Here is a 12961-nt window from a genome sequence, read left to right on the forward strand (position 1 = left end):
TATTTTACGATCTAAATGTAATTAGAATACAATTTAAATGCTTAAAAGTTAAAAATATGCAATTATTATGGAAAATACTTGAAAAATAATTTGTATTTTTGTATGATTTTGGTAAATAAACTAATAGTGTACTTTAAATAACTTAAAGTTTTACGTAAGGAGGATACATGGGAATTATAGAAAGAAAAGAGAGGGAAAAAAAGATTCGTAGGGAGGATATTCTGAAAGCGGCAGAGGCGGTTTTTTTTGCCAAAGGCTATGAAGGTGCAACGATGGATGAAATTGCAAACGTAGCGGAGTACAGTAAAAGAACTCTATATTCGTATTTTCAAAGTAAGGAGCAATTGCTTCATGGAATCATTTATAGAGCGTATCAAGCTTTAAATAGAATTGTTAGTGATACTTTAGATGAACGGGAAGATTTAAATGGAATTATGAAGCTTAAGTTATTAGGAAAGGCATATGTGCGTTTTATCCAACTTCATCCGAAGTACTTTGAGATGATTGTGTTGTATAACGGAGCGATGAGTGAGTTACCTGCGGATGATGAATTTAAAGTTATGAGCGATTTAGAGGGTGAAAAAACATTTCATTATTTAGTAAATCTTCTTCAAGAAGGTATCAAGGATTCCAGTGTTCGAGCGGATATTGATGTGACGAAAACAGCGTTTGTTCTCTATGCGAATATTATTGGGATGTCCAATTTAGCCTTAAGTAAGGAAAGTTATCTGCTTGAACATGGGGTCGAAGCGAAGGAGTTTATTGCGGAGATGTTTTATTTTCTTGAACAATCCATTGCAAATCATAACGATTGAGGTGATGAAATGGAGGCGATAAAGTTGGTTAGCAGACGGAATTTTTTAAAGGGATCTGCTGTCGTAGGAGGGCTTTTAGCAGCTGGTGGGTTTTGGAGAGCAATTGATGCAGGGGTTTTTAATTCGGGGGAAGGCCTCGCTTATTCAGCTTGGAATACAAGTGCTCAAGGGATGGAAGAAATTGTGCGTGCGGCAACGTTAGCTGCAAATTCACATAATACACAGCCATGGTGCTTTGATATTGGAGATACATATATTCATATTTTTGCGGATAAAGCTAGAAATATCGGTACAGCCGATCCATTTTTGAGAGAAATGCATGCTAGTTTAGGATGTTCTCTTGAAAATTTAGTTATCGCTGCCGCAGCCAAAGGGTATTCTTCTGAAATTGAATATTTCCCTGATTCCTCACAGAAAAATCATATAGCAAAGGTCAATCTTTCAGAAGGAAAAACTGTTCGTTCAGAACTATATGATGCCATTCCGAAAAGGCATATGAATCGGGCTCCGTATGACACGGAGCGAACTGTATCGAAACATATGCTACAATCTTTACACAAATTAAACGAGGAAAAAGAAGAAGTGAAACTATTTTTATTTGATTTGTCGTCAGATAAGAAAATGATTAGTGAAGCGATGTTTGAGGCTACAGAAGCTTTTATTGCAGATCAAGATCAAGTAAATGATGATGCGAAGTGGATGAGACAAACTTGGGATGCGATTGAAGCACATAAAGATGGTATCACTTTAGATGCACAAGGATTATCTCCATTTATGAGGGTAGTTGCCAAAATGTTGCCTCCTCTTTCAGTAGAACAGAATAATGCATTTTGGTTAAAAACAGTGAAGGAGAAACAGCTTCCTACAGCAGCAGCTTTTGGCTTTATTGCAGTGCGCGATTTGAACAATTATGAGCAAGTAATTAAAGCGGGACAATTATGGCAAAGAATCCACCTTTTTGGTACGGCAAAAGGTCTTGCGTTGCAAGTATTAAATCAATTGTCAGAGCGCCGTGATAGGGAAATTTCTTTAGGGATAGAAACTAAAATCGGTAAGAAATTAAATGGGATTATAAATGACCCAAATTGGCAAAGTGTGATTCAATTTCGTTTAGGTTATCCGACGTTACAAGGATTACCGAGTCCGCGTCGTCCTGTTTCAGAAGTTGTCATCTCACGGTAATCATGCTTTTACACGACCCATTTCAAATATGAATCGAGGTAGTAGTGAATAAACAATTTTTGAATGGAGGGAAGAGTGTGCAAGCGATTATAAAAGGGAAATGGTTCATCCTAATCGGATGGATCATTGCGCTCGCGGTGTTACTTTCTACTGCTCCTAATATGATGGATCTTGTACGAGAAAAAGGACAGTTCAAACTTCCAGATGGTTCTTTATCGAAGACAGCAGCAGATTTGTCTTTGCAAAAAAGTAAAGATGAAAACCATCAAATTGCACTCGTTTTTTATAAGAATAAGAAAATAACGGGTGAAGATGAAGATAGTATGCGGAAGGCTGTTGCGAACATAGAAAAGAAAAAAGAAGAGTTGGGGATCTCTAAAATATTACATTATTTTGATAATAGTAAGCTGAAAAGTGAAATGCTATCCAAGGATGAGAAGACTGTATTAGTGTCCCTTTCGTTTCGGGATAAGGGGTTATCTGTGGATGCTGTGAAAAAGGGATTAGATAAAGCTTTACAGGGGGTGAAGGTGAAGTATTATTATACAGGAGCTTGGGTCATCACTGACGACGTATTGAAGAGTTCTGAAGAAGGGTTAAAGAAGACAGAAGGGATTACGGTTATATTTATTCTTGTTGTTTTAATCCTTGTCTTTCGTTCAATCGTTGCCCCATTTATTCCGCTTATTACCGTTGGTTTAAGCTATTTAGGATCGCAATCGATTGTTGCATTTTTAATTGACTGGATTGACTTTCCTTTATCGACATTTACGCAAATCTTTTTAGTTGTCGTTTTATTCGGAATTGGAACGGATTATTGTATTTTACTGTTAAGTCGTTATAAAGAGGAACTTACAACTTCAGATCATGTAGCAGATGCTATTGTAAAGACATATAAAACAGCTGGAAAGACCGTTTTATATAGTGGTATAGCGGTTATGATTGGTTTTGCAACAATCGGTTTTTCTCAATTTAAGTTATATCAATCTGCTCTTGCTGTCGCAGTTGGGGTAGCTATTTTATTAATCGCTTTGTTTACCATTGTGCCGTTCTTTATGGCGGTATTAAATCAAAAATTATTTTGGCCACAGAAAGGCTCTCTAGAACATAAGGAAAGTAAAATGTGGGAATTTTTTGGCAGAGTGTCCTTAAAGCGTCCATTTTTAACGATTGTATTTTTAAGTGTTTGTATCGCGCCATTTCTTTTTTTCTACGATGGAAAGTTATCATTTAATGATATGGATGAAATTGGTGAAAAGTACGATTCCGTAAAAGGATTTCAAGTAATCTCTGATAGCTTTAGCCCAGGGAAAGTGCTTTCCTCGACAATTGTACTAAAAAATGATGAACCGATGGATAATGAAAAGTATCTTCCGTTGTTTGAAAAGGTAAGTCGAGAAGTGAGTAAAGTGAGTGGGGTAGATTATTTGCGTAGTGCGACTCGACCGGTCGGGGAAGAAATTTCAGAATTATATGTGAAAAATCAAGTGAAGATAGTAGATGAAGGGCTCCAAAAAGGAAATGAAGGTATTCAAAAAGTTGCTGGTGGATTGAAGGATGCGAGTACATCTATTTTGAATTCGAAACCGAAAGTGGAAGAGGCAGCAAGCGGGGTTACAGACCTTATTAATGGAACAGAGAAATTAAAAGGTGGTATCGGTGAATTAAGTACCAATTTAAATCTGTTGGAACAGGGAATGACAAAAGGAGTAAAAGGAACCGGTGATGTAAAGAATGGGGTTGTTGAAATAAAGAAAAATGTAGAGAAGTTATTGGAAGGAAGCCAACTGTTGCATGAAAATTATAAACGAGTTGAGGAGGGCTTATCGATTCTCGCTAGTAAGTATGAAGAGGTAGGAGCGCAGTTTGGTAAATTTTCAGGAACGTTACAAGGTGCGGATCAAAAATTTGCTGAGGTTGAAAGTAGATATTCACAACTATCTCAAGATCAACAGTTCCAAATCGCAAGAAAGATGATTCAAGAATCGAATAAAGGTGTTGGGCAACTGACAGCAGGCATGCAAGTTTTAAATAAGGAACTTAATAAAGCAACAGCAGGAGTGAAAGAGGCAAATGCGGCATTAGGAAAAGTAAAGGAAGGACAACAGCAACTTACGAATGGACTCGAAAAGGTTATTTCTAGTTTAGGTGAGCTTGAACGTGGGATGAATCAAGTGACAGATGGCCAGAAAAAAATAATACAACAATTACCACAATTTAGTACAGGGCTTGAAAAATTAAAAGATGGTCAGAAACAGATCCAATCTGGTTTTTCGAGTTTCTCTGGGCAATTACAAGATTTATCCTCTGGTTTAAAAGAGGGGGTAAATGGATTAAATCAAGTTTCTGGCGGGATACAAAATGCAGGGGAATATTTTACGGCACTTTCACAAGCACCAGATAACCAGATGGCAGGATGGTTTATACCGAATGAAGTGTTAAAGAGTAACGATTTTCAAGAAGTATTTGAAACATATATGTCACCCGATAAAAAAACTGTAACGTTCGATGTCATATTTAAATACAATCCATACTCATTAGATGCGATGAATCAAATTGTAGAAATCGAATCAGCTGTTAAGAGAGCTGTAAAAGACTCCCCCCTTGAGAATGCGAAATTAGGAATTGGTGGCGTATCGAGTTCGCAAGCTGATCTTAGAAATATATCAAATGAAGATTATAATCGAACAGTCTTGCTTATGTTAGCGGGAGTTGGATTTATTCTTCTAATCTTACTTCGTTCGATTATTATGCCATTATATCTCATTTTATCACTTGTGATTACGTATTATACGTCTATGGCCGTTTCGGAAGTTGTGTTTGTTCATCTTCTAGGTTATAGCGGAATTAACTGGGTTGTTCCATTTTTTTCATTTGTTATATTAGTTGCATTAGGAGTGGATTATAGTATCTTCCTTATGTCTCGTTTTAATGAACATCGAGATATGAAACCTGAAGAGGCAATTGTACTTGCGATGAAAAAGATGGGAACCGTAATTGTTTCAGCAGCGATTATTTTAGGTGGAACATTTGCAGCGATGATTCCATCAGGTGTACTATCTTTATTACAGATTGCAACGATTGTTTTAACTGGCTTAATGTTATATGCATTATTGTTTTTGCCGTTATTTGTTCCTGTTATGGTGAAAGTATTTGGAGAGGCGAACTGGTGGCCGTTTAAGAATGATAAATAGTATGTACTATGTGTACGCATAGTAAGACTCCCTTCGTCTTAAGATTGTAAAGAGTTCATAAATTTTAAGACGAAGGAGATATTACTCGTATAAATCGGGATTGGTGAGGGAGAGGCGAAATGATAAGTACAAGCATTGTTCATATAATTTTGTGAATATATCGATAATTTTATATAACGTTATAAATATATAAAATGATAAAAGGTGTCATTTGTGAAGAATGAAGAAATTTCACGTTTTGTTTAGAAAAATCCATAGATTTTCTAAGGCTTTGAAAGGAGGAGATAGAAGAAAAATGCACGTTGTTTTGCTTTGATATAAATATTATATTTGCTACATTTGTTTCAACTCGTATAGATATGAAAAGATTCATAAATAGAAGAACTGGAGGAGTTTTATATGACTGTATATCGATTGAGTGAGAAAGATAAAATGTCGGTTTATAAATTAATAGCAAATGTAACAGGGCATCGTGTAGAAGATTTAGATACCGATATGTATCTTGAAAGCGATTTAGGATTAGATTCTATTAAAATGATTACATTAATGAATGAGCTAATTAAGTTGATTCCACAAGAACAAGTAGAGGATTTTATGTCTAAAAATCCAATTCAAGTGCTAATGTCGTTACAAACCATTCATGACATTATAGATATTATGGTGAAGTGGAAAGCAGAACAGCATGCAACGAATGGTTTGTCCAGCAGTATAAGTTCTGTAATAGAAATAAATGATAGCGATGATAAACATAAAAAAATAGATGAACCGAACATATATGATGAGCAAACGATTGCTTCTATTTTCTCGGTTATATCGAATGTAACAGGACACAATGTTGCTGACCTAGATGTGGGTTTATATCTTGAAAGTGATTTAGGAATAGATTCTATTAAAATGATTACGTTAATGAATGAATTGATGAAATTGATTCCACAAGGACAACTACAAGATTTCACAGAGAAACATCCGGTACAATTCCTTATGAATTTACAAACAATTGGCGATATCGCATGTATTTTTACCAAATGGAAAGGTGAGTTATCAACTTCTGTTCCTTTGAATCATAATTCTGGGTATACTAACTCGGAAAAGGTGGACACACTTGAAATGATACATGCGCAATACCCATTTTTAATATCTTACTTTGCTGTCTCAACGATTACCATTTCTTCAGGGGTAAAGGTCAAAGGAAGCTTGGATACAAATCTTTTAAAGCAAGCTTGGCAGGAATTAGTAGGGCGTCATCCAATATTGCAATCTGTATTTCAGGTACAACAAGGTGCAGAAAGTTTTAAAGAGTACTGTTTAAACATTGTGAAAGAAATCGAACTTCCTGAAATCCCAGTATTAGACCTCAGACATCTTGCTGTTGACATGCAAAAGAAAGCAATCAAACATCATTTTGAAACCTCACTAAATAAAAAGATTAATATTTTTCAATGGCCATTACATTTCGTTGAAGTGATTCGAACAAGAGATGAAGAATATGAAATAGTCCTCTCAATCAATCATACAATCTCAGATGGAATAGGAAACCAACAAATAATAAGAGAACTATTAGAATTATATAGCGCTAAAGTGCATCACACGCCTAGTGGCTTAACAGAATCTATTTCGGCATCTGAATACAATCGTATCGTATCGCAAATGAATGAGTGGGTAGATGAAATAGAGCAAAAACGTCTTGAACAATTTTTGAACCATCAAGGGAGAGAGCAATACTTTTTCAATCCGTATCAAGTTGGTAAAGAAGCAATGACAAAACCGTTTGCTGGAGTAACAACGAAAACGCAAAAATTTTGGTTAGATGAAGAGTTAACAACTTCTTTAATGACTTGTGCAAAATTGCTAGAAACATCGCTGTTTACCTTATTGCTGAGCGCGTATATAAAAACGGTTAAGCAATATGACGTGGAAAATAAGAATTTGATTTTGAATATACCTACAAGTGGAAAAGTATACCCGAACGTTGATGCGACGGGAGTACTAGGAGCATTTGCACAAAATTTAGCATTGACATTTGATTATACACATACAGATTGGAAAACATTTGTCAACAAAATAGATACAGAAATGAAACGAAACGTTACATCGGGAATTGATCGAGCACAAACGCATAAAGCTGCCAAAGAAGCGAAGGAATATATTCAATTGCAGGACGGAAAGTTATCTGATACAGTGGCTCAGTTTGTTCGTTCAACGTTGAAATCAAATCTTTACTTTTCTTTTATAGGAAATACGAATCTCAAGAAAAACTATGGCGGTTTGGAAGTATATGATTATGAGGCTTATACATGTACAAATTACAGGGCAATTGATAATGTAATGGAATTATTCCATGGGAAAATTATGATTACTTCTAATTACGACGGTGATTTTTTTAATGAATCATTTATAAGAGAATATATAGATGCTTTTATTTATAACATAAAGGATCTTGTTGCATATGCGCAATCCATTCATCAAAATATACGGCAACCGATCATTATAAATGAAGATGCTGAGGTGAAGGGGGCAGTTTGTAACATTGTCGAAGAAGTATGTGCAAGACCTATTTTGTTAGGAGATATGGATAAAGATTTAGATGTGGTGTTTGGAATGGATTCTTTACAACGAATTCGTGTCATCACTCGGATAGAGAAAGAATTTGGAAATTGTGATCAAGAAAAGATATTTGGATGCAGAACGATACGTGAAATGGTTTCAATCATTAGTGAAAAAAAGGGGCGTCAGCTTGTAGAAAGTGTAGAAGTTCCATATTTTCATATTATGGAACAATGTAAACAAACACCACAAGCTATTGCTATTGAGTATGGTGACGAGAAAGTTACGTATTCTGAGCTTGATCATCTATCGAACCGTTTGGCCCATTGTTTAAGAGAGAAAGGAGTCAAGCGGGGAGACTTAATTGGAATCATGACGAATCCTGGTCCATATATGTTAATTGGAATGTTAGGGATTTTAAAATCTGGTGCTGCATATGTACCGCTTGATCCATCTTATCCGTTAAATCGCATCCATTATATTTTAAACCATGCAAAGGTCGAGATCTTGTTAAGTGAGCAAGCTTTCAAAACACAAATCTCTCAATTGCTACAGAAACAGACGTTGATGGATATAGTTGTTTATATAGATCCTTGGGAAACAGATGTACAAATGTCTTTACAACAAATAGAGAAAGAAACATGGATGAGTTATTCTCATCAAGAAATTGAGCGTATCAATCATCCGGATGATATAATGACAGTTTTATATACTTCGGGATCTACAGGTCATCCGAAAGGGGTCGTATTACAACATCGTGGCTACATGAATCGGTTAAATTGGCATCAAGATATATTTAAGTTGAAGTTAGGGGAAAGAGTTGCGCAAAAAACATCATGCTGCTTTGATGTTTCGATTTGGGAATTATTTTGGCCGCTTATGTTTGGTGGGACAGTTTGCCCTGTTCATAAAGATGTTGTAAGAAATCCATGGCGTTTGGCAAGATGGATTATAGAAACGCGAATTAGTGTTATGCATTTTGTACCATCATTATTTGGAGAATTTATCCATTCTATTGAAGATAAAGCATATCATTTCCCTAATTTACGCTGGCTCATTTTCAGCGGTGAAGCATTACCAGCTTCCGTTATTAAAAAATGGCTGCAAACATACGGGGAAAGTACAGGCTTAGCGAATCTATATGGGCCAACGGAAGCGTCAATAGATGTGACATACCATATTATTGAGGGCAATCAGATTTTGGACGGTAGTGAAAATAGTATTTTAATTGGAAAGCCTTTAAATAATGTACACGTCAAAATATTAGATGAGGATATGAGAGAAGTTCCAAAAGGCATAATTGGTGAACTTTGGATTGGTGGGATACAATTGGCAAAAGGATATTTAAATAACCCATCAAAAACAAAAGAAGCATTTAAAATGAATTTGTTTTCGGAAATTCCTGGTGATTATTTATATCGTACTGGAGACCTAGTGAAAATGCGACCTGATGGGAATTTAGAATATCATGGGCGCATTGATAACCAAGTGAAAGTTAGAGGGTTTCGAGTAGAGTTAGGAGAGATAGAAGCGGTAATCCACAGTCATTCGAGTGTAAAAGAAGTTGGAGTGGTGACGCTGGATAGTCCAGAGGAACATAAACAACTCATTGCTTGTGTGGTGGGAAATTGTTTAGAGGAGCAAGAGTTAAAACGATTTATCGGTCAAAAACTCCCTTATTATATGATTCCTCATCGTATAGAATTTTTATCAAGCTTGCCTAAAAATCATAATGGGAAACTCGACCGAAAAGTGATGTTAAGTATCTTACAAACAAAGAAAAAGGAGATGCGACAAGATGTAAGTTCTGTTGTGACGGAAACAGCAATTGTTACTAAAGATGACGTTATACCGTTAAGTCCCGCACAACAGTGGTTGATGAACTATTTTGAACATCCGTATCGCTGGACGGGGTATACGAGGTTTTTATATAAACAAGATATTGATATTACTACTTTTAACAAAGCACTCAATATATTGGTAAACCGTCACGATGCTTTACGAAGCGTCGTGACGAAAGAGAATGGTGGATGGGTTCAACGTATACTTCCGCAAGGTATATCGATAAGTGCAGAAACATATGACGGAACACAAATGGATGAGAATGAACGAGAGCGATCTCTCAAAAATTTGATTGATGAAGTCATTCAAACATTTGAGATCGGAGAATGGCCGTTATTACGAGTCATTATTATGAAAGTGTCTAAATCTATATACGATATAACGGTAGTTGGCCATCATTTAATTTCTGATGTGATTACGAATCAATTGTTGTTTAAAGAAATGTGGCAAATTTATGGGCAACTTTTATCAAGTAATGAAGAAGTGAAACTGCCTACTGTAAAGTCATACAAAGAATTTGTTTTATTAGTAGAAGAGAAAAAGAAAGAGAACCTTGTAGAGTATGTGGAGTATTGGAAAGGACAATTCCCAATGCATGAACATTCCTTTTATATTCCGGCAGATTTGAATTTAGGGACAAACGATGAACAATCGACTTGTATGGAAAGTTTTTTGATAGAGAAATCAGCGACAGCTATCTTATTAGGAAAAGCAAAAGATTATTTTAAAAGTAACGTTTATTCTATGTTGCTTGCACCATTATATAAAATGCTTAGCAGTTTGTATAATCAATCAAAAGTTGTTGTAAGTCACCGGACACATGGTAGAAACGTTGAAAACCAACAAATATTTTTTGATACACCTGGTAATTTTGCTATCAATTATCCGCTAAGTATAACTATTAATAAAGAGGATACTTGGTTAGAAGTTGTCCACAATATAAAAAATAATATGAATGAAGTTCCAATGGGAGGAATTAGTTATGACCTCGTTGCGCCTTATTTACCTTCCTATATGTATCCGGATACGAAATTGACACCAATCCGAGCAAACTATTTAGGAAACCGGGATATGCCAGATTTTAAAGTGTTCGAATTTTCTAAAGAGAATATGGATCGTCGCTTTTCAATGCCGGGGCAAAAAAGAATATCTATGATTGAATTTTTCTTTTCTATTGTGGAAGGAAAATTACAAGTTTGTATTGAATATTCGAAAAATTTGTATCATTCTTCTACGATTCGAAAACTTGGTGAAGAATATATGAAACAGCTAGATATGATGCTAGCAACGATAGATACGGGAACGAAGGTAAACCAAACACCTATGGTTATGAGTAATTCTTCTGGGGAAATAAGGTTATTAGCAGATAAAGTGGCGATTGTTACAGGTGGTGGAAGAGGAATTGGGCGAGCTATTGCTATTTCAATGGCTCAGGAAGGTGCAAGTGTTGCAATTGTATCTCGAACGGAGCATCAGCTTGATGAAACAGCATGTGAAATTCGGAAGCTGGGTATAGAACCGCTTGTTATCCCGGGAGATATTGGTGAATGGAATGATGTTCAACATATTGTAAAGACGGTTAGTAAGCAATTTGGAAAAATAGATATTGTTGTAAATAATGCTGGTATTACAAAAGTAGGAAGTGTAACAGATGTTACATCTGAAGAGTGGAAAGAAATTATTCGGGTCAATGTTTTTGGAACGTACCATATGTGCAGAGCAACTATCCCATATTTAATAGAACAAAAATGCGGGAAAATCATTAATATAGGATCTGATTCCTCCTTTATTGGTTATCCGTTTATGAGTGCATATGCAGCTTCGAAACATGGTGTCCTAGGATTAACGAAATCGTTAGCGGAAGAAATGAAGCCATATAATATTCAGGTGAATGCGGTTTGTCCATCTTTAGTGAATACAGATATGGCACCGAAAGCATTTAAAAATAAAGCGATACCGCCTGAACAGGTTGCTGAAACAGTAAAGTTCTTAGCATCTGCACAATCAGATTGTATTACGGGAGAATCCATTCGAGTTTATGGGAAACAAGATATGTATTGGTTTGGATCGGAACAAATTCCAATGCTTAAAGCGATATTGAATAAATAATCTCAAAGTTTATGAGTATACGGTGTGAGAGAGGAACTTATTTGAAATAAAAGGGGAATACTCAAAATGAGAGAGAAATATAGTAGGTTTTTCGATGAGAAAAAATGGTTGATTTATGGGATAGCTTTGTTTATAGGTGTAGCCATGGGGATGATTTCTCCCCTTGCTACTACACATATGGTACACCATCATATAGGGAATATAGGGGTTGGAGCAGTGTCCTCTTCTTTTTTTCTATTCATTGCTCTTGGTTCGCTTTATTTAGACCGTAAGATGCGAGGGAAAGACATTCACTTTACGATAGTGATAGGGTTATTATGTGCCAGTGTAGGATCAGTTTTATTTCCTTTTGTAACAAGTGTGTTTCTATGGTTTCTATTGATGTCCATTATGGGGATGGGGATTAGCTTCAATCTAGTTGGTATACAAACAGGTTTGCAAAAAGTAACAAAAGAAGATATTCGTGCAGCGGTTAGTGGATTGTATACATTCTCTTTTGCTATGGGATTGGTTGTTAGCTCAGTTTTTGGGCCGATTATGTATCAATATAAAGCATGGTTGCCGTTTCTAATTGGTAGCATGTCCTTAGGGATGGGAGCGTTGCTCATCTATAGCAAGCTGAAGGGTTTCTTTTTACTAGCAGCTTATCCAGAAGAAAAGGTGATGTCAAGAATTAAATTACCGTTATTGGGAGCGTTTACTTATGGTTTTTCTGAAACGACATTGATTACTTTATATCCAATGTTTTTGTTATCCCAAAGCTTTAACCTCTCTGAAATAGGATATGCATTAGGTGTTTTTGTAGTTGGAGGTATTATTGGTGCAATTCCAATCACATATGTCGCAGACAAAATAGGAAGGGGAAAATGTTTGGCGATTTGTCTGTTTATTGCAATTTTTGTTGTGTTAGGAATTCTTGTTTACGATGATTTAGTGAGTAAATTAATATTTTCATTTCTTGCAGGGTTTGCGATAGGGCCTTTATATCCATTAACGTGGGCTTTATCTATTCAACGTTTGAATGAACGGGAGTTGCCATCGGGGACAGCTCTATTTAATATCACATATGGTTTAGGTTCTACAATTGGACCGTTTCTTTCAGCGGTTATTATGAGAGTGCTTGGGAACGAGCATATATTTAGTTTATGTTTATTGCTTTTTATAGTGCTTCTTATTTGGGTGGTTACGATGAAGAAAGATACAAACAGTCATATATTTATGAAAGATTTTTGAGTTCTATATAAATAAAAATGGTTGATCAGAAGGAGCGAATCA

5 protein-coding genes are annotated in these 12961 nt (G+C 35.8%); all 5 read left to right on the top strand.

What is annotated here, in order from left to right; all coding sequences use genetic code 11:
• Positions 1–167 precede the first annotated feature (167 nt).
• The 5 genes from MR059_RS03560 to MR059_RS03580 all read left to right on the top strand — a co-directional run bounded on the left by MR059_RS03560 (position 168) and on the right by MR059_RS03580 (position 12919).
• Positions 168–815 (top strand): TetR/AcrR family transcriptional regulator, encoded by a 648-nt coding sequence (locus MR059_RS03560; protein WP_012095660.1) that lies wholly within the window; start codon positions 168–170, stop codon positions 813–815.
• A 9-nt stretch (positions 816–824) separates the two neighbouring features.
• Positions 825–1997, top strand: a complete 1173-nt coding sequence (locus tag MR059_RS03565; protein ID WP_087099259.1) for an Acg family FMN-binding oxidoreductase — start codon at positions 825–827, stop codon at positions 1995–1997.
• A gap of 77 nt (positions 1998–2074) precedes the next feature.
• Positions 2075–5191, top strand: coding sequence for an MMPL family transporter (locus tag MR059_RS03570; RefSeq protein ID WP_048724130.1), 3117 nt, complete (start codon positions 2075–2077; stop codon positions 5189–5191).
• Between the two features lie 399 nt (positions 5192–5590).
• Entirely contained in the window at positions 5591–11686 is a 6096-nt protein-coding gene (locus MR059_RS03575; RefSeq protein WP_242161534.1) for a non-ribosomal peptide synthetase, read from the top strand.
• 66 nt (positions 11687–11752) lie between these two features.
• Entirely contained in the window at positions 11753–12919 is a 1167-nt protein-coding gene (locus tag MR059_RS03580) for an MFS transporter (RefSeq protein ID WP_012095653.1), read from the top strand.
• Positions 12920–12961: the final 42 nt, after the last annotated feature.

Source organism: Bacillus cereus group sp. BfR-BA-01522 (assembly GCF_022662635.1).
In the GTDB taxonomy this organism is placed as follows: Bacteria; Bacillota; Bacilli; order Bacillales; family Bacillaceae_G; genus Bacillus_A; species Bacillus_A cytotoxicus.